Source organism: Bariatricus sp. SGI.154, from assembly GCF_050313795.1.
Taxonomy (GTDB): Bacteria; Bacillota; Clostridia; order Lachnospirales; family Lachnospiraceae; genus CAMBRQ01.
The window spans coordinates 1-20320 of the sequence record NZ_JBNPMC010000055.1 but is presented as its reverse complement, the minus strand read 5'-3'; the positions used below and the strand labels follow the sequence as shown (position 1 = coordinate 20320).

At 43.6% G+C, this 20320-nt stretch carries 11 protein-coding genes; 5 read left to right on the top strand and 6 right to left on the bottom strand.

All coding sequences use genetic code 11. The annotated features are described in order from the left end of the window. The first annotated feature begins 157 nt into the window (after positions 1-157). Positions 158-967 carry a Uma2 family endonuclease gene (locus ACQRBN_RS16535; RefSeq protein WP_427740168.1) on the top strand — a complete coding sequence of 270 codons (810 nt, stop codon included), beginning with the start codon at positions 158-160 and terminating at the stop codon, positions 965-967. A 37-nt stretch (positions 968-1004) separates the two neighbouring features. On the opposite strand, the gene glgB is transcribed toward ACQRBN_RS16535, so the two are convergent. Continuing rightward, the gene (glgB, locus tag ACQRBN_RS16530) at positions 1005-2792 is read right to left on the bottom strand and encodes a 1,4-alpha-glucan branching protein GlgB (RefSeq protein WP_427740167.1); all 1788 of its coding nucleotides are present in this window, start codon (positions 2790-2792) and stop codon (positions 1005-1007) included. A 156-nt stretch (positions 2793-2948) separates the two neighbouring features. Between glgB and ACQRBN_RS16525 the strand changes: the two genes are divergently transcribed. Next, a complete protein-coding gene (locus ACQRBN_RS16525; RefSeq protein WP_427740165.1) occupies positions 2949-3491 on the top strand; it encodes a TetR/AcrR family transcriptional regulator in 543 nt (180 codons plus the stop codon). 222 nt (positions 3492-3713) lie between these two features. Next, on the top strand, positions 3714-4643 hold the full coding sequence (locus ACQRBN_RS16520) for a hypothetical protein (protein ID WP_427740164.1): 930 nt from the start codon (positions 3714-3716) through the stop codon (positions 4641-4643). Positions 4644-5042: 399 nt separating this feature from the next. Here ACQRBN_RS16520 and ACQRBN_RS16515 read toward each other — a convergent pair whose 3' ends face one another. The 5 genes from ACQRBN_RS16515 to ACQRBN_RS16495 form a co-directional block, all read right to left on the bottom strand. Beyond that, entirely contained in the window at positions 5043-5846 is an 804-nt protein-coding gene (locus ACQRBN_RS16515; RefSeq protein WP_427740163.1) for a peptidoglycan recognition protein family protein, read from the bottom strand. Between the two features lie 63 nt (positions 5847-5909). Continuing rightward, positions 5910-8222 (bottom strand): DUF859 family phage minor structural protein, encoded by a 2313-nt coding sequence (locus ACQRBN_RS16510; RefSeq protein WP_427740162.1) that lies wholly within the window; start codon positions 8220-8222, stop codon positions 5910-5912. 38 nt (positions 8223-8260) lie between these two features. Next, a complete protein-coding gene (locus tag ACQRBN_RS16505; RefSeq protein WP_427740161.1) occupies positions 8261-12808 on the bottom strand; it encodes a discoidin domain-containing protein in 4548 nt (1515 codons plus the stop codon). 4 nt (positions 12809-12812) lie between these two features. Beyond that, positions 12813-13910, bottom strand: coding sequence for a phage tail domain-containing protein (locus ACQRBN_RS16500; protein ID WP_427740160.1), 1098 nt, complete (start codon positions 13908-13910; stop codon positions 12813-12815). Positions 13911-13927: 17 nt separating this feature from the next. Continuing rightward, positions 13928-18652: a DUF3597 family protein gene (locus tag ACQRBN_RS16495; protein ID WP_427740159.1), complete on the bottom strand. Its 4725-nt coding sequence runs from the start codon at positions 18650-18652 to the stop codon at positions 13928-13930. On the opposite strand from ACQRBN_RS16495, the gene ACQRBN_RS16490 reads away from it, so the two are divergent. Continuing rightward, positions 18624-19055 (top strand): hypothetical protein, encoded by a 432-nt coding sequence (locus ACQRBN_RS16490; protein WP_427740158.1) that lies wholly within the window; start codon positions 18624-18626, stop codon positions 19053-19055. The two genes, ACQRBN_RS16495 and ACQRBN_RS16490, sit on opposite strands and share 29 nt — an antisense overlap. Before the next feature lie 62 nt (positions 19056-19117). After that, positions 19118-19510 (top strand): hypothetical protein, encoded by a 393-nt coding sequence (locus ACQRBN_RS16485; protein WP_427740157.1) that lies wholly within the window; start codon positions 19118-19120, stop codon positions 19508-19510. Positions 19511-20320 lie beyond the last annotated feature (810 nt).

The following is a 20320-nucleotide window of genomic DNA, read 5'->3' as shown; positions in this document are numbered from 1 at the left end:
ACACTTTCCATAGTTTCATGTTTTTCTTCGTCGGGAGGATTTAGGTATGGATATTTTTTTGCTTTAAAAACGGAACAATTTGTTGCAATATGAATCTCTTGGTGATATTATGTAGAAAAGACAGGGGAAATCCGAATAAAGAAAGGTGGTAGTTGTAATGAATGTTGAACTTGAAAGGTTTGCTGAGAATCTTGGGTTTGCCAGGAGAGCCAGAGGGTATACGCAGGCAATTATGGCAGAGAAACTTGGGATTGCGCGTTCTACCTATGCAGGGTATGAGACGGGGAAGAGGTCGCCGGATATTGAGATGCTCTCTAAGATATCGGAGACATTATATGTGTCAGCAGATGAATTGCTGGGGAGATATGATTATGGAACGCCGAATCTGATTAAGGAAGCGAAGGCAGATTATTTTGTGGAGCCGAAGTATTCGGTGGAAGACTATTTTAATCTGCCCAATCCTATGGATTATGAGTTGATAGAAGGAGAGTTGATTAAGAAGAATGCGCCAAGTGACAAACATCAGATCATAGTTGTTCAGTTGGTTATGCATTTTTATCAGGAGATTAAGAGTAGGTGTAAGAAGTGTGAAGTAATTCCGGCGCCATTCTGTGTTGTGTTAAGCGAGAGGAATGGTGTAGTAGTACAGCCGGATGTGTCTGTGATTTGTCATCGGGAACTGATACAGGATGGAGTATGTATGGGAGCGCCGGATCTGATTGTGGAAGTGATCTCAAAGAATAATGAAAAATATGATTATTATGAAAAACTCCGCATTTACGAGAAATACGGAGTTAGAGAATATTGGCTTGTTGATCCGCTAAGAGAGCGGATTATCATGTATGTTTTTGAAGAGCGTTTGGCACCGGTGGTAGCGCCATTTTCTGAGCAGATGTCTTCCCGGGTCATCAAAGGTCTTACGCTGAATCTGGGGAAACTTCTGGCAGAATATGAGGCGCAGTTTTAACAAGTTTTATTTAGGGGTTCTTTTGCTAATTGGCTGACTAGTTTATTTTGTAGTATACGGCAGAGTAAGGCTCCAGATCCAGACTTACAGTTCCGTTTTCTGATGGAAGGGTCAATGTCTTATATTTCTTTGTGCCTGCATATTTTTCCATATCGCTTGCCAGTAAAAGGGTTAGTTTGTCTGCATCTGTTAATTGCAATTTGTAATCTTCCTGAACTTTATCTGAGAAGTTGAATACAGCCAGGATTCTTTCTTTTCCGGCCTTTCGTTCAAAAGCGTAGATGCAGCGTTCTTCCTGATGGCAGTCAACCCAGGAGAAGCCTTCATTCGCATAATCATTCTGAGAAAGTGCTGGGTGTGTCAGATAGATTTCGCTCAAATCCTGCATAAAATGATGGAAAGCATCATGAATAGGATATTTCAGAATATCCCAGTCCTGTTCGCGTTTTTCATCCCATTCGCGGAGTTGTCCGAGTTCATTGCCCATGAAGTTCAGTTTTTTCCCTGGGTGGGCATACATATACATATAGAATGCGCGCGCCTGTGGGAATTTCTCCTCGTACTCGCCGTTCATCTTCTGCATGATGGTGGCTTTGCCGTGTACCACTTCATCGTGGGAGAGTGGCAGCAGGAATGCATCATTGTAGTAATACATCATGGAGAAGGTCAGTTTGTGATAATCACGAGAACGGTATTCGGGAGCAGTTCTGAAATAATCCAGGGTATCGTTCATCCATCCCATGTCCCATTTGTAATCGAATCCAAGTCCGCCCTCATTCACTGGTCTGGTAACACCTGGGTAAGAGGTGGAATCCTCGGCAGAGAGCATGGCGGTCGGATGCATTGCCTTAAGACCACGGTTCATCTCGCGGATGAAATCTACTGCCGTATTGTTAACTCCTCTTGCCGGATCGCCTTGCCAATAGATGATTCTGCTGATCGCATCCATACGGATTCCATCTACGTGATATTCTGTCAGCCAGTAGTTAGCTGCAGATTGCAGGAAACTTCTGACTTCACCACGGGAGTGCATGAAGTTGCAGCTGCCCCATTCGCTGACACCTACATCCTGATGCGGGTATTCGTATAAAGAAGTGCCATCATAATTCGCAAGTCCATAGCCATCCACAGCAAAATGAACCGGCACAAAATCCATAATGATTCCGATGTCATTCTGGTGACATCTGTCAATGAATTCCATCAGCTCAGCCGCTGTGCCGTAGCGGGATGTCGGACTGAAGAAGCCCGTGTTCTGATATCCCCAGGATTCATCGCAAGGATGTTCGCTTAATGGCATAATCTCAAGATAGTTGTAACCGTTCTCCTTCAGATAAGGGATCAGAATATCGGCCATCTCGGTATAGGTATACCAGTCATCAGGCTTATCAGAAGGTTTCCTGAATGATCCGAAATGAATCTCGTAGATGTTAAGAGGCTTGTCTTTACAATCAGAACGCTTCTGCATCCACTTGCTGTCGTTGAAGGCATACGCGGACAGATCACGTATGTAGGAAGCGCTGTTTGGACGAAGTTCCATTCCGAATCCATAAGGATCACAATGATCAACGCAGGAATTATCGTGTTTGTAGATGCGGTACTTATACATCATGCCTGGCTTCGCATCTCTGGCATAGCATTCCCAGAAGTTGCCATCGTAAGTTTTATGCATCTCCCATTCCTGCCAGCCAGTGAATTCTCCGATCAGGGCGATTCTGGATGCGCCCGGTGCGAATGTTCGGAATGTAACGCCTTCTGCTTCCAGATGTGCACCGAGATAGCGGTAAGCATCGAATACCTTTCCAGTGTAAAATCCATAAAAATCCATAATGTTTCCTCCGATTCTATAAAATAATAGACAGTAGTTGTTTTTCTGTTTTATAATGATTATACTGATAGAAATAACAGACATCCACCGACAATCTGATGGAATAGGTGGATAACCGACATTTTTGAGAAAGTGTCGGGAATGTGGAGGTGAATTATGGATCTGCGTATTGAAAAGACAGAAAGAGGAATTAAGAATGCATTTATAGAATTACGCTCAAAGAAGCCTTTGGAGAAGATTACGGTACGGGAATTATGCGAGTTGGCATGTATCAATAAATCTACCTTTTATTCTCATTATGAAGATATCTATGATCTGTCGGACCACATCGAAGCAGATGTGGTGAGGTCAATTACGAACAGTATCTCTCATGCGGAAAATATTATGGAGAATCCGGCGGAATTTACAAGAGAGTTGTTCATGGCATATCTGGCACAGAGTTCTCTAACTGCGATTCTGTTTTCAGGAAAACAGAGGAATCATCTGGCTGATAAGATCGAGACGAGTATCAAAGAGATGATCTTTGAAAAGTATCCGGAATATCGTGAAGATACAGTCCGCAATATCATTCTGACTTACTGTATTCAGGGGGGATATCACGCATTCCAGCGCAACAGGGAAGGGGATATGAATACGCTGATTTCGGTCATCAGTGATATTACGGAAGTACTGCAGCCTTTCTATGAGGTAAAATATTAGTTTTATATGAATTGTGATATATGTCCAATTGACTAAATAGAACATATGTTCTATAATGTGTTTATGGGAAGATATTTTTTTCCATTTCTCAATGTAAAGTACCGAAAGTGATTCAAGAGAGTAATTTGAGGTGGTAGATGTTCGGATATATGTAAAATTGGGGAAAATAAATTGACATAAAATCTCTTTATGTGATATTCTGACATAAAGAGGTGTAAGGATATGTATAACGAAGAAAGAAAACAGGAATATCTAAAATATAAAGGACAAGAATATCTGAGGCATTTATTTATAGATTCCGAACAATATGAGCAGGATATGGGGAAAGACTTATGTGATATGGAGACCTCGGAAGTTCTGCATTATCTAATAAGATATGATGGTTACAGGACATTTGAAGATAAACGTAGGCAGATATCCAATTATACGGAATGGTGCGTGATTAAGGGATATGCAACTATCAATTGGATATCTTCTAAGGTGTTGTCGAATAAGGAACTGCGGAATATCTATTTATCGGCGAAGGAAGATTTCTACATATCCAGAGAATGCTTTGGAGAATATCTTCGAAAATTGCAGGAATCGAGTTATGGAATCTATATTGCTGCTGTATTTTATTGTATCTATGAAGGAATAGCGGGAAAAGGTTTTTATAATCTGGCAAATATGCGGGTTAGTGATATTGATATGGAACGGAAGTATGTGAATTTGGCAGACGGAAGATGCAGAGCAATTCCTGAAGAATTGGCTGAGATGCTTATTTCAGTTTCAAAAGTAGATGAGATTACAAATGAGAAGACAGTTAGATACATTTCTTCCTTGTATTCGGATTCTATTTGGAAGATCAGAAGGAATGATGAAGTGACAGTATCAAAATTACAGAGGAAATTCGTATATCTGGTAGAAGAGATGAAGCAGATATTAGGGGAAGAACGATTATCGAAGACAGTAATTGAGCGAAGCGGATACTTCAATAAGATATATTACGCTGCATTAGAAGAAGGAATTGATATTCGGAATTTGGAATTAGGTGCAGATAAGAAGGGACGAGAAGAGAATATGTCTTATAACAGATTTTTTGAAAGTTTTGGTCTGGATATGAACATGAGAAAGTTTAAAAATTCTTATCAATCGTATTTGAACCAGTTGTAAAGATTGCTCCTTTAATTTTTCAAAGTTAAAGGAGTAAAAATATACGATATTATATGTACTATTGGAAAAACATATATACAATTAAGGAGAAAAGATGTACGATATCATTGAGATACAGAAGTTTAAAGATGTAATAAAACAATGTAGGCCATTCTGTATTATGGACATTGATATTCAGAATGACTATGGAAAGATAATAAGTAAGTCGGAAATATATAGAATTGTTGATAGGAGTACGGAGATACGGTGTTATACGGATGATATGCTAATAAGATATGATTTATTTTATATGGAGCATAATGTCTCCGGGTTGGCAAGAGTATTGATGACCATATAGATGGGCATGCCACAGAAAAAGAGTGGCATGCCCATTTTATGTGTAAACCCTGTCTTCTCTGATTATAGTCCAAGGAGTTTTTGCCAAGTGTTCACTCCTACAATACCATCAGGAGAGAGTTTGTTCTTCTTTTGGAAATGAATTACGGCAGCCTTAGTCTGACTGCCAAATATTCCATCTATTCCAGCAGGACCACAAGAATAGCCGAGGGAGATAAGTCTTTCCTGAAGAAGTCTGGTGATGTTGCCTTGTGTGCCCTGTCTCATCATGGGACATCCTGCCAATGTATTTTTGCCGGCAACGCCGTCCACGATCTGGTGGCTGAATCCCTGGATATTGCATTCGGATTGAAGTCTTGCAATCCAATTGTTTATATTGTTTTGAGTTGAGGAGGAAGAAGTCCGTGGTGTAGTTACAGAAGAGAAACCAGTTGCGTTGGCAATCTCCGCGAAGGGAAATTTGTTGCCGGGGCAATTTGTTGCACATACGTCACGATGTCTGAGGACTTTATTGATTCCGTACTTGGCTTTAAGCCAGGCAATCAGTTCTTGTCCGGCTTTTTTCTGGACATCTGGCATATCTTCTGTCATATAGCGACCTTCGAAGCAAATTCCGATAGAATTAGAATTACTTCCGCTTGTGTGGGCACCGATAGTTGGTTCTGGTCGTCCTCTTTCGATGGTACCGTTTTTTCTTACGAGGAAGTGATATCCAATTCCAGACCAGCCATTATTAAGATGCCATTGATGAATCGTAGCAGCATCGCAAGTAGAAGCGTCTGCATGATGTAAGATGATTTTGGTAGTGGATGTCCTTGGGGTTAATGATCCGAAGGACAGATTAGTGTCTTTAATTGTAATACTCATATGATTTCTTTCCTTTCGTAAAATGTGATTAGTGAGTGAGAAAGTATAAAACAAATAGGATAATTATGAAATGCGTTTCCAGAAATAACATGTAATATATGGCTGTAGGTTGTTATGTGTCCCTCCACCCCCAAATTTATATCCTACATTTACTTTAGAATATGCACCGTTTACCGTACTGGCAGTTCGATATTTTCCAGACATCGTTGTTCCATAAAAATGCCCAGTAGTTTCATAGACGCCAGTTCCGCTTTCTTGCCCGTGCAATATCATCGTACCATCTATTAACGGTAATTCATTTTCAGTTAATTTATGAGTTTTTGCACCACCCATCTTTTCTGCTTCAGAAAAATCGTTGTCACTTTCATTAATGCAAACAGGAACTCTTCCAGCGCCCCAAAGTTCCCATGTACCGCCATAGATATTACCTGGATTTACGCCTGTCGTATCCAGAATAATCATTCCTACCGGATGCATATTTAGCCATAAGGTATAAAACAAATCACTATTTGTTGTACAGATATCCTCCACCAATCCTTTTATCTTTGCGTCCAATCCATCTATGCTTTCCAATATCAGCCGTCTTTTTCCGGTAGAGTCTGTTGCTAATATATCAGTAGAGACCTGAAAATTAGAAGAATTATCCATCTCAGGGAGCATACCGATAGCAACTTTCCCAGTATCGGTCTCAATCATAATCGGAATTCCCTCAACGACATCAATCTTTTTCACTACAGAACAGATTCTGTCCGTCAAGACGAATTCAAAATGGTAGGCCTTAGAGGAGTCAAGAATCTGAAATGGTTCGGTTGTAGATAAATTAGAGTAGGTAACCTTTACATCAGTTTCTGAAAACTTCATATCGCTGATTAATCCAGTTAAATTAGTATAGGTCGCTGGCAGTTGCTCATCGAATTCTGCAAAACGATATTGAATCCTGAAGGAAGAATTCTTTTGCGTACTTCCAACCATCAGTTTAGAATAGAATGCTGAGAGGGTGATGGTTGTTTCTTTCTCATATTGGTTATGGCGTTGAAGAAGTATGTCAGCCGATGGCCTGCGATAGGGAAGAACATGAAATGTCTTGGTTACTACTGATGACAGATTGGATCTGGAATCTATAGCATGGATGTTGATGGTATATGTGCCAGAGAGGCTCAGAGTTCCAAAATCCAGCAGCACGGTATCAGTGTCAGAGTAAGGTGCTTCCAGTGTTAATTTTGTTATCCCTGAAGAATCTTTTACGGTGGCAATATATCTAAGGATGGTAGCATAATGCTGCCCCTGTGCCTTGTTAGCAGTTGTAATCTGAGCCTGCATATTACCGTAGTTCTCAATAATATAAGAGGAATTTCCAAGTACATTTTTGGTGACAGAGTCGGTATTACTGTATGAGAAATTCGTGAAAATAGGATTGTTGTCTGTTACGACAGCAGTTCCGTAATAGAAGTTCTCGTAATATATCTCTCCGAGCATGACTCCGCAGGAGATACGCAAAGTAGCAGAGTTTCTGGTAGAACAAAGCGAAAATAAAGTATCTGCGATCGTGCTTAATGGCAGAGATATCGATTTGGCATTTTGTTCAGCGTTGGCGGTAAGGAGATCTTCGGACCAAGAGTTATCTTCCTTCAGAAGGCTTACTTTGAGGGTAGACGCATTATATTCAGAATCAATCAGGTCTATGTTAAGATCGCTTCCGATATTGATATCAAAATTCCCTTTTAGGGTTGCAATCGGCAAGGTCTTAACGGTAACAGAGGAAGATTCTGTGGTTAGGTTAGAGTCTTTCCGGGTGACACGGCACTGGAATGAATATGTAGTGTTAGGTGCCAGATTCTCTATAGTAAAGATACTGTTGTTGACTGTAATATAACTGCCGTTTCCAATTCGGTATTCTATTTTACTGCAGGCAACATCCGTTGTTACCTGCATCGTGATGGAAGTCTGTGTCTGTTCAGTAAAGGTCCATCCGGTGATTTTCGCATAGCGAGGGATTGTATCCAGTCCAATTCCGGATTGTGTATGAGAGGATGAACTGAATGAAGTTCCACTGATGCCGCCGCTGGCTTGAATATAGATACTTTTTGTACCATCGGCATTATGACCGATGGTGACGGAATGGCTGCCGACATTGACCCAGGCATTATTGGGCTGAAGTGTAAGTGCAAGGCTGATTCCTTTGGAACTGCCATTGATGTTGATTGTGCCGCCGAAGGTTCCATAGGTTGCGGCGGTAGATGCACTGGACTTCTTATAGTCCAGATATGCAGTAACATTGGAACTGTTAGCGGAAGAGCCATTGCTGGAAGAAGACCAGCGAATGCGTCCTTCGATATATTGATTACTGGTTCCAAATGTGAATGTTCCACTTGCCATATATATGTACTCCTTTCAATAATATAAAATGTTAGTTATTAGCTGGTTCCGCCGGATCTGACATGTACTAAGGCCCGGTATGTTGTACCGTCACTCAAGGTATAAGTACTTGGAATTAATTTGATGGCGCAAGTATCCAGCCCATTTTCCACTAAGATTCGTTTGGTTTGGGTCAGATCTTCGTTCAAAGAGAATATCTTTTCATCATTATAGTATCCGGCGAATTCATCTATCGTAATTAAAGTTTTTACTCCGGTTAAGGGATTCAATACTTCCATACCCTTTGCAGAAAGGGAGATATTGGTCTGTCCGCCTTCTATCATGCCAAGAGTCTGGAATAAAGCCTCCCATTTGTCTGAAGTCTGGGTGATGGTAGAACTGTTGGTATCCACGCCATTTTCCAGATCGGTGATTTTGCTGGTGAGGGTATTGAAACTGGCTTGAAGTTCAGAATATTGACCGTTAATGGTATCTTGAAAATCACCAAAAGCATTTTCGACATTATAAAGAGCAATATCCAATGTTCCCAGATCCTGTCGGATACGAGAATACTGGGCAGTAGCTGCACTATCTGAGAGATAGTAGGTTCTGCCGGATTCGGATTCGGTGTAACCGCCGGAGTGCTGGCTGTTATAGAGGCATTGCCAGTTTATGCCGTCATTGGAAATCTCAAGACGGTGATTATAAGTGCGGCGATCGGAATAATAATGCCAGATTGTGATACTGTCTATGGAATAAGGGGTGCCAAGATCCAACAGCAGATATTGATTGCCGCCTGCTTCTGTATGGATATATGTTTCAGAGGTATCACTGGACTCACCCGCTTCTTCCGGAGAGAGGAGCAGCGTTCCATCTGTGTAGAGAGCAAGATCCTGACTGGTTTCGACAGGGTTGTGGGACTGGTCGTAGAGTTCCGGTATAATGGAGGCAGCGATATTATTGTTATCTGACATTACCTGGCATTCCACCCAGCGATTGTCGGTATCAGCGGTACTGCCATTTAGCCAGTCACGGATGAAGCGAACAGAAGACAACATGGCATCCTGTTTTCTGGCAAGTGTGCTTTCCAGGGATTCTGCTGTCTGTTGTAGTGTTGAGATATTCCCTTGAGTATCAGATACGTTAGTTTGTAATCCTTCCGTGGTGACGTTAAGTGATGTGATATTACCTTCTGCACTTTCGACTCTGGCTGTGATATCATTCAGGGAAGTAGAGAGTGTGGAAAGATTACCTTGCAGATCCGTAACTTTTCCTGAAATCTCAGTATCTTTTTGAATCAATAAAGATGTAGAAACTTCGACTTCATCTTTGGTTGCGTAGATGGTTGATACTGTCTGACGGAATGCACCTGCATCCTGTTCCAGAGTACTCACCTGGGTTGCCAGTGTTCCGGCAGTATCTTCTACTTTACGAACAGTGGAAGTAAGGCCAGAAAGACTTATATTATGCTCGACCAGAAGGTCTACAATAGATTGGCTGATAGTATTCCCTTTTTCATCTGTAACTTCTACCAGATCTGTACGCCATACTTTGTCGGTGATGGATTTGTTAACAGCATTAACCATCGACTGAACTCCTTCTATGCGGGTCTGCATGGTGTCTATAGAGGTCTCAAAAGCGTTAATCTGATCGGTAATCGAAGCAAACTGGATATCTAATCCCTGTCCGTTTAGCGTAATCTGGGCAGAATTCCAGATGGGATTCCCGGCTGTATCAGTAGCAGCACCACAGGAGGTCCAGTCAATTTTCTGACTCTCTATGGTCTTGTCTGCCAGCATTTGATTACGAATTAACCCATCCGCGATGGCAGAGGCGTGGATACCATCCTGATCAATAAGCACGCCTTGACCATTCCGGTCATAGACGATGAAGGTAAAGTTCCCTATATCATCTTCTCCAATCTGAATACGCACATGTCCGTCTTTGTCTTTAAACTGCTGGGTATTTCCCACGATGGAGAGAGTTCCGTCTTCCGACAGAATATGTATCTGATTGGTGTCCAGATTACCGGCCTTTAATTCATTGACACTGATGTACTGGGAGATTACGTTTTTAATAAATGCCTCATCAATGACAGCATTATCGGCGGTTAACTTCATGACAATCCCCGTTTCAGTGTGGGAAGTGCCTATAAGGGCTTTTTGAATGTTGGCGGTCAGGGTAGATAACTGATTAATGATTGCGCTGTCGGTGATGATTTTATTAGTGGCGATTAATTGTGCCTGTAAGTATTGAAAGAAACCGTTCTCTGCATCAATGTCAATAGTTCGGATCATCTCAGATTCCAGGTTCTTGGATACTACAAGTTGTCCGATGATTGATCCAAAGTGGCGGTTGATTGTATCCGATAGTTTTCCCTGGAAGATGGAAGAAGCCAGAATCTTGCGGATTAGGCCTGCCGTCAGCGAGGTTCCTTCGTTCCTGGAGGAATTGTTAGAGGAACCAGTGATGCTATTCTTCGAAGTATTGCCTGCAAGTCCCAGCAGGTAGGTGGTATCGTACCGTTTGGAGCCAGTGCGGATCATATTCGAGAATTCAATCTGTAGGTTTCCTGTTGGAGAGAGTGGATGATAGGAGTAGGAGATGAGCCTTAATCTCACCAGAGAATCATCCTGGGTTCCAAGATATAAGAAGTCGCCTAATTCCAGATTGTTGGTATAGTCTCGATAATCATATAGGGTAAGAAAATTATCCAGATCTGTACGATAGATATACTGTGGCTGGCTTGTCGCTTCCAGATCCTTTATAGCAGCATCCAATAACTTCAACTGTTCATCAATCGCAGATACGGGATCGTCAGAATCCGTAAGGAACATGTGCGGATTGGTGTAATCCGTATCCCGGTAAAGTCTGGATAAGGTACGCAGTTCTTTGGCGGTGAAGCCATCGACACCTTCCATGCTCCAGTTATTTTTATCCATTTGGGCAGCCAGTGCGTTCATGTGGGAGAGCGCTTCTTCTGCCAGAGTTTCCTGGGATTCGTATTCCTGGGTTCGTTCTTCATAGGTGCAAGCGCAGGTTCCCGCGATCGTAGCATCTAACTGCATAATAGTATCCAGATACTGTGCGTGCATTTCTTCGTGCATATCCCGTGTGTGTGCCGGATAAGCAGCCGGGGATTCGTCTGTGTGTGCAGAATAATCTGCGTACGTCAGGTCATAGTGTGCCTGTTCCAGTGCATCCTTTTGAGACTTGTAGAAGTCCAGATTCACCAGAAGTTCGTCGATTCCATACAACTGCCAGTTCGTTTTGTAAGTGTCAATATAAGGCCGCTTACCTTCGGAGGCGGAGAGTTCCCGGTTGGAGAACTCAATCTCAATGCTTGGAAGTATGACATCTCGTATCTGATAATAGTCATTGGCATCGGGAGAAGCGATTAACTTCGCTTCATCGAAATTGCCGTTCTCATCCACATAGAATGCTTCGTAACCCTCTTTTTGAGCCAGGTATTTTTCTTTGGCTTGGGTAAGGTTCTCTGTGCTGAACTTGTTCCATTCGGCGGAACAGTCGTCAAGTGGTACGCGATCCATCAGTTCGGATAGAATCGCCAATTGCTGATTATATTGTCTGACGTAGGATATGTACTCATAGCGTTTGGATTCCATATCTGACTGCCACGCCTGATACTTGGCGATCAGAGATTCGCTCATATATCTGGTATTGAGGAAATATGAGAGATTCTCAATCATATCGGAGCCAAAATTCACATAGCCGATGCCTAAGTTGTCATCGCCGGATACCCGGTATCTGGTGTAGATACTGTTCTTATCAACAGAGATATCGTTCGAATTCTGCAGGTTGCGGAAGCCAATGGTGACATTGGTATCTTTGCCGATGTGTTCTGGTCGGTAGGCATTAATGGTCATGGTGTTGATATCGAATCGAATAATGCATTCGAAGAACTGTTCAATATCCTGGGTCAGGAAGGAATAGACGCTCTGGGAATCGATATCAAATGTCCCGATCTCGTCTTTTAATTGAACGACAGACTCCGTCAATTCCCCGTCCACATAGGAGCGGTATACTTTGGGGATCTCGTCGATATATCCGATACTCCAGCCTTCGACTCCGGCGTAGGATAGAAGCATATGAAGAAGACTGAGTTCCGGGTTCTCCTTATTACAGAAGGTTACCTGCTCTTTGGCGAATGGGACACCATCTATGTAATCAACATTATCCGGGGACAGCATCTCAATGGAGTCTGTGGTGCCGCAATTCACTTTGAAGCCAACCAGATCCTGATTGGTTAGTTCGATGTCAACGGACTGAGCAGATACCTGTTTCGTCTCAGACTTGCCATCGTTGGATATCTGTGGGGCCGACATGATGAACCAGCCGATATGCTCGACGTAGATACGCATGAACTCATCCAGCAGTTCATAGCCATTGGATGGTACCAATACACCGTACAGATTCACGGTATTATCATAGGTAAATGTTAACTGTGCGGTATCATTCAGATTCATGGTCAGTGTTAGTGACTCGGGATGGATGGCATTCAGAGGACAGATAATCTGTCCTTCTGGATCCGCAAGATAGAAGATGGGTGGGTCTGCATGCCCGTTCGTATTGAATGGAATCTTCATAGTATTATGCACCTGCCTTTCTGGTTTCTCGATGTGTGATGGTGATGGTACAGTCTGTTCCCCACAGTAGAAGTCTGTTATCCCCGCTTCGCAGCCTTGGCCAGTACATGTAGTCTACATCTTCAATGCCAAGTTCTGACAGCCGGATCATACGGTCAAGGTCATCGAAGAGAAATAGTTTCTCAGCATTGATTCGGACAGGAAGGGACTTCTTCACAGTCAGATAGAGGAAACCGCCTTGAATGATGGCGTAGCTTCCATTAGATGTGGAGTAGAAAGCCATGCATTTGAAACGATTGTCAGAAGAATCAGTGTAGGAAAAAGGAATAGCCGTGCCATCGCAGACTGTCAGGATAGAACCATTGCCTTCATATGTGTATTCTGGGGCGTATCCGTGGGTGAGGCCATAGTCTGAGATTAGATTCTGGAGCAGTGTTCTGGCATCATCCGACGTGGAATCCAGATCCAGAGTTCCTTGTTGATAGATCTGGCAGTCGGATAGGTTGCAGAGAAAGATCTGACCTGTTACATTGGATTCAATCCGGATAGAGGGATAGCAATAATCTTCCAGGCGATCATCCTGGCTATTCAGGATATACTCGTGGGTATTGCCTTTGAGGATCATCGTATCAACGAGTTCTTCGGTGTATCCATAAGGAGAAGAACACTCGAAGATTAGCCTGAGACCATAGACATCCCCGTTAATGTTGAAGGGTCGGATGTCAGAGAATTGCCCGTAATAGCAAGGGGTATCATAGGGCGCTTGCTCTTCATATTCCAGTATCAGGTACTGGGAGGTTATGGTAGAGGTAAGCCACCGTGTCAGTTCTCGGATGTCTCCGTTTGTCAGAATTGCATCTGCCTGGGAACTGTAATAGTCTGGGTCTTTCACAATGTGTAATTCGAATGTCAGCCGGTCTCCCAGATGAGACCAGCTGACATTCGGTTCCGTACGGTAATGATTCGTATCACCGTAACTGATATCCCGAGAGAATGCGAATGCACTGTCAGGGTTCTGTTCGAAATCAACGGACACATAGTGTCCGTCCAATTCCGATAGTTTTCTGTCTAAGTAGGTAAAATCCTTGAAAATCTTAGCCATAGAATCTACTCCTTTCGTTATTTTAGTTTCCGGTAATCGCCGGATAATTCTGTTGATACGATATTGGTTAAATCTCTGCCAAGACGCGGCAGAGCAGCTCTTAATTCATCCACAATGTCTGTACTTGCGTTCCCCTCGATATTCAAAAGTGTATCGAAATGGAATTCTGTATGAAGGCTGTGCCCAGAAGATGGAATATTCGAATTCCTCATATAAGTGAGCCGGATGCCCGGATTATGCAGCAGTTCTGGTGCCTGTTCCGCCAGATTCCACAGGTTCTCAGCAAGTCCGGATGGGATCACACCGTCACCTCTCTTAAGAGGAATCAGCATACCGCCGTCAGTTTTGCGGATGATGATCTCGCCGTTATGAATGAAGTCTGCTCCGGTTCTTGGGACAGATCGGCTTCCAGTGCGGTAGCCTGCAGACTTCATCTTGCTAAGGAGCCAGACATTCTGCGCGGCAGTTCCGGAATAGTATCCGCTTCCGCCCCAGTACTGGTAGAGTTCGCGGATTGCAGACATGGAAGAATCATAGTCATGGTACTTCAAACGGTCTACGATGGAAGTATTGATGTTCAGTTTATTCTTCGGGTAATAGTCCTTCTTATGGCGGAAAGGAATTGAACTTCCGCTCTGTGTAGGTTGGTTTTGGGCTGGTTTTGCCGCTGGAGGGGCAGTGACAGTGACGGATACGGAAGCAGTGATGCCGCTTCCGTCGGTAGTCATGCACAGGATGGATGCAAAGCCTGGCTTGACGGCATGAATGGTCCCACCGGATACGGTAGCCACCGCAGAATCAGAAGAAGACCATGCAAGCGTCTTATTGGCGGCATCTGTAGGACGAATGCGCGCAGAGACAACGGCAGACTTCCCTTGCTGCAGTGAGAGGGCAGAAGCGCTTAAGAGCAGTTCTGCCACCGGACGATTGCGGATATCTGGCGTCTGCTGGATGTTGTTCAGGATGGAATCATTGGTTGGGGTTTTGTTAATGGCACCAGTGTTGATGCCGGAAATAGTTCCCGAAGACTGTATATTACCCTGACTTGTAGTACCCGCAGACACTTGTCCTTGCGCACCTGCCTGAGTGCTAAGTCCTGAGATGTTTTGGTTCAGTCCTGCATTCCCGATAAATCCGGTATGGGAGATGATTCCCTGAATCTTACCATATGCCTGATCATACATATCGACCACACGGTTCAACATATCTGCAACGACCTGCTCTTGCTTATCGGCATTGAGTGTCAGTTCATTCAATGTCTGATCCAATGAGGTGTCCAGACGGTCGGATAGAGCATCATAACCTCTATCCTGCATGTCATTGGCATGATCTCTTTTTATCTCGGCGAGATTCTCTTCTTCCTTGGCAAGTTCTTGTTCTAACTGTCGAAGTTCTGCCTGGGCAGATGCATTATGGACGCCTTGCAGAGCCGCAATCTGTGCTTTGAGTTGATTGACAGACTTAGATTGTGACTGGACCTTCTTAGAGAATTCGTAGTATTTCTGATCGAGATCCATAGCCTTCTGTCGTTTCTTATAATAATCATCCATGTAACCAATCTCAGTTTTTAACTGGTCGGTGTAGAGATCGAGAATAGAGTCTTTGTAATCCTGGACGTCACCAGCGGCATCCTGAATCTCTTTGAGGAAATGAGTCTGACTCTTTTCGTAGTCTTTCTGAGATAAGATTCCGTTCTGATATGCCTCATCCAGTTTGTGCAGTGCCTCTGTGTATTCGGCAATCTTCTGCTTGGATGCGGTCATCTCCTGATTCAGAAGTGCGAGGTAGGCAGCGCCACTGTCGGTAAGGCTGCCGGAAGCATCCAGGAAAGAATCCTTATCCAGAAGAGAACGCAGATTCTTCGTGCCGGAGATGGTTTGGTTCAATCCATCTATCATTGTTTCAAAAGGGTTCGTGAACCTGGCTTCCCAGATGGATGCTTTGAGTTTCTCGTTGTCTTCCAGCAAGTTGTAGATGTCAGAATCCAGACTTGAGATTTCCTTAGCAAGTTTGTTATAGAGATCAGTTCCTACATCGTATCGATTCTGCTGGGATATTAACTGTTGACGATAGTTATATTTTTCCTGAATGGACTGGTTATTAAGTTCAATCTGTTGCTGATAGTCGGCTTCGGTAAGTGGTCTGCCGGAGGCTTCCTTCAGAGAGCGCAGGTCTTCCAGATTGTTGGTGACTCTTGAGAGATAATCGATCGTGTTCTCGAATTTCTGCCACTGGGCATCCAGAAGCTGCTGGTTATAATCTGCAATCTTCTTCTGGGCATCATACCATTCATCGGAATACTGTTTTACTGCTCCCGAAGACACCTGTCTGTTCAGTTCAGCGGTGTAGGCAGCCAGTGCGGCTTGCAGATCAGAGATCTGGTTCGCGTAGCCGAAATCATCGTTGTAGTCAAACCGATTGCTGTAGTAATTATCGATATTCTCCAGTTTCTTCATGGCAAGATCTACCAGTTCTTTTTGGAGATCGGCGATATCTTTCTGAATATTCAGCGCCTTTTCATAATATTTCTTATAGTCATCAATCTGATCCTTGAGTGTCTCATCGGTAATGTCGCTGATACTGTAGCTGCCATTCTGGACGGCATTCATCCAGGAAGCAGACAAGCCTACGGAATTCGCTTTGTCCATGTATACCTGATATGCTGATTGATAGGAAGAGAGGTTACTCTTCGCTTTGGAGATGGCTTGATCCATCTGCTGGTTCTGGGCATCCAGGTTGTAGGAGAGAGACTCGATAGAATCGGTCATACGCTTGAAGGCAGTCTCCATGCGGTCAATGAGAATCTCGATCTGGTCGAATTGTTCCTTGAACTGGCTGCCGCTAGCATATGCTCTGCCGGAGAGCGCTGTGCCATTGGAGTAGGAATTACCGATCATGTGGGCATAGGAACCGGTCACATAGCCGTGTTTTAAGATGTCGGCTGACTGCCTGTGGTTGAAGATGACGTCCCCAGCTCTTAGGTTTGCCATAGTCGGGTAGCCGCCATTGAGGATGAACCAGCGGCCATTACGGACGATAATCTCGCTGCCTAATTCGTTGATAAGGGCGCGGCCGCTGTGGGATAAGCCCCAGTTGCCGGTGGCGTGGGCGGTGCCGGAGGCATGGGATACGCCGCTCTTTACATTTGCGGCTATATTTTTACCTGTGTTTACAATTCCACTGACGGAACCACTGGTGACTGTTGAGACGGTAATAGTCTTAAAGGAAGGAATTGCCGATATAGACCGAAGAATCCCACTAAGAATTCCGCTTGCGTTATCCTGCGCCGAGATGGTGGTATTGTGTGATGAGTCAATGGAATGAATCGAACTTTTTACTAAAGAAGCAATTCCGCTAACATTGTCATTAGCAAGCAATTCGGATATCTTAGACGCAGGAATGCCGGAGATCTTGGAAAGTACTTCTGCGATGACACCAGATGCGCCGTTCGTGGCTAATAGCTGGGTCAGCATTTCAGTTGGGATACCGCTTAGTGTCGATAGGATCTCCAGGGCTTCCGGGCTGATCTCATCTTCTGCCAGGAATGTGGATATCGTCTCTTCGGGAAGCCCCAGGATATCTGAAAGTATAGAGGAAATCTTCTCATTGGCATCTTCGGTATCCGCGTCAATCGATATCTGCACGTCTTCTGCGTCAATCCCCAGGAGAGTGGCAATGGTTTCTTTTGCCTCTTCAATGGAGGAAGTCATGCTTCCGAGAATGTCTTGCCCGCCGCCTTCATCTATGAAAGAATTGAAAGCGTTCTGCCATTCTTCGGCAGTACTGTCCTCGTCCAGTTCAAGAGCAAACTCTGACTCTGCAAAAGCATCCAGAAGTTCGTTCTGGATATCATACAGGTTGCCGATCTCAGCTTGGATCTGGATCTTCTCCTCATCCGATGCGCCGTTTAGCTGTTCGCGGAGTGCAGCGATTGCCTCATTGGCGGCCTGATATTCGACTGGGATGGAGAAGGATTCATTGTGGAAGCCTAAGAGTTCCTCGGAACTAGTGCGATAGGCTTGCTTATCGGACAGGATCTTCTCCCAGTCGCTATTGTCCATGTCGCGCGTGTTGTAGGCGGTCAGTGCCTTATGGGCGTTTTGGTAAGCCTCAGAGGTCGTGTCTGTCATGGTGACCATGACGGAACTCATGTTGACAGCCCGCTTGGCCATGTCAGTCTCTAAGGCATCAATGGCTTCCTGGTACTGGTCGATATCCTTCTGGAAATTTTCAGCCTCCTCGTCAGAAGAGGCGCTGGTCTTCTTTTTCTTAAGGGAGTCGATCTCGGACTCATATTCTCTGACCTTCCGGATGCTTGCCTCGATTGCTTCGGCATCGGTCATGCCTACCGTATGCATATCAGCCTGTTTTGAGCCTTCGGCATATCGCCTGCCATTTTCATCATAGAGTTCGGTGAGGCTGGTGTCGGTTTTGCTGAGGTATTCTTCTCCTGCCTTATTCGCTTCTCTTGCATTGATATCTAAGAGGCGCTCTTTTGCGCTGATCTGTGTCTCCAGTGCCTGGTTCTGCTCCATGAGCTGTGCCAGTTCCGCACTGTCAGAAAGAGAGAGCGCGCCGGATGATTTCAGGGACTGCAGTTCTTCGATCCTTTGCTGGGTGATCAGATACTGGTCGTTGAGAGAAGATAGTTCTGCCTGGGTATTGGAATATTCCTGAGAGGCGCCCTGCGCGCTGGATAGGGCTTCATCGTGGGTGACGGTAAAAGCATCGGCAAGAGCCATGACGCCGATGGCAGCGACGGCAGCGGCAGAGGCAATGCCGAGAGGGGAGGAAGCGAGTCCTTTCAGGAGAGTCCCTATGGTGGAGAAACTGCCGGATACTTGGGATGCAGTGCTGGCACTGGCGGAGCCTATATTTTGCATGGCAGAAGCGAACTCATCGGCAGAACTGTTTAATAATTTACAGTTGTTTGCAGCCAGAAGGATTTCTTCTGCCATTTGTGGATTTAAATTTAATTTGTTTAGTTTAGAAACAGCATCGTTAGCGGATAAGCCTTTGAGAGAGTCGCGAACGATGTTGAAATCCGCGTTGCTGGCGCCAGATTTTAATATATCTGTCAAAGATGAGAAGTTCTTAAGGTTTTGGGCGGAATTAAAAGTCTTAAGTGACAAGTGTAGGATATAGGAGATGTCGTTTAAAAATAAATATGATATAATTATAAATAGAAAATGTCAGGAGGAATACTCATGGGAAAAAACAAATATTATTGCAGGATTAATGGAACAATATATAATCTATCAAAGGTGCAGGATATATTAGATAAAAAGGAGAATCAGAGTATAGCCTTAACATTATATGAAGACCGTGTATTTGATAATATTGTGGATGCGAATACTTTTGAAGAGGTCCTAAAGTTTAATCATAATCAGATTCCGGCAGATTATAATGAGGCATTGAAAAGGCTGCAGGACCACAATGTTCAGAGTCGTAGGAGCAAATTATCCTGTCCGAGGTGTGGAAGTACGAACTTGTATAAATATAAAAGAATGAGTGCACCGAATTATGTTTGTTCTGATTACTATTCTAGAGAGTATGATTATAGATGTGAAAGTTGTAACTGCAAATGGAAAATGGATTAACATTTTCTCTTAAACGACATTTATTTGGTAAAATTAAACTATTTTCTGTGAAAATAGCACACTTAGAATATACATTAACAGTTGATAAAATAAGGTTTTGACAACTGCAAGGATGGGTATTCGTTGAATATCCTCTCTGTTAAGAATTCTTATACCGTGTTAGCGGTTTTATACAATTCAGACATTATGCCAGAGAGTGTACTGCTGATTGGGACGCATTGCTTAGCGCAGCAGAAATTTTCAGACCATGCCATATACTGTCACCAGTTCTGTTTCGGTTTTCTACCACTTTCCGTTCCAGCAAAGAGGGATTACCAGCCCTCCAATACTCCTTTGGGTATATTTATAGAACCCCCATTAACACAACTTGTAAATGACACAATCTTCGTCATTTCCTTATTGTGAAGTGGACTCACTTGAAAAGTGTAACCCTGTGATTTTTGGGTTAATCCAGGCTCTTTGAAACACCATTGGCAAGATTTTTTATATTATCAATAGCGTATACTGAATCATTAAAGGTAGTTAATCCTGCCTTTAGATTGTCTGTATTAAATTCTAAGGAAACTTTTGCAGGTTTGATTGATATTGCCAGTTATCTGACTAATACAAGACTGAATCTGATTGCTTATTTGTGATGTATCTACATCTACATTAATTATGTACTTTTGCTTGTTTAATTGCTCCTGGATAGTTTTGGTATCCAGAACAGGCTGTATGTTGATTTTGTTTTGGTCACTCAATAGATGTCCTCCTTTCGGGCTGCATAGTTGATTAATAGATACTATGCGGTGAAGAGTGTGAAAGGTTAAT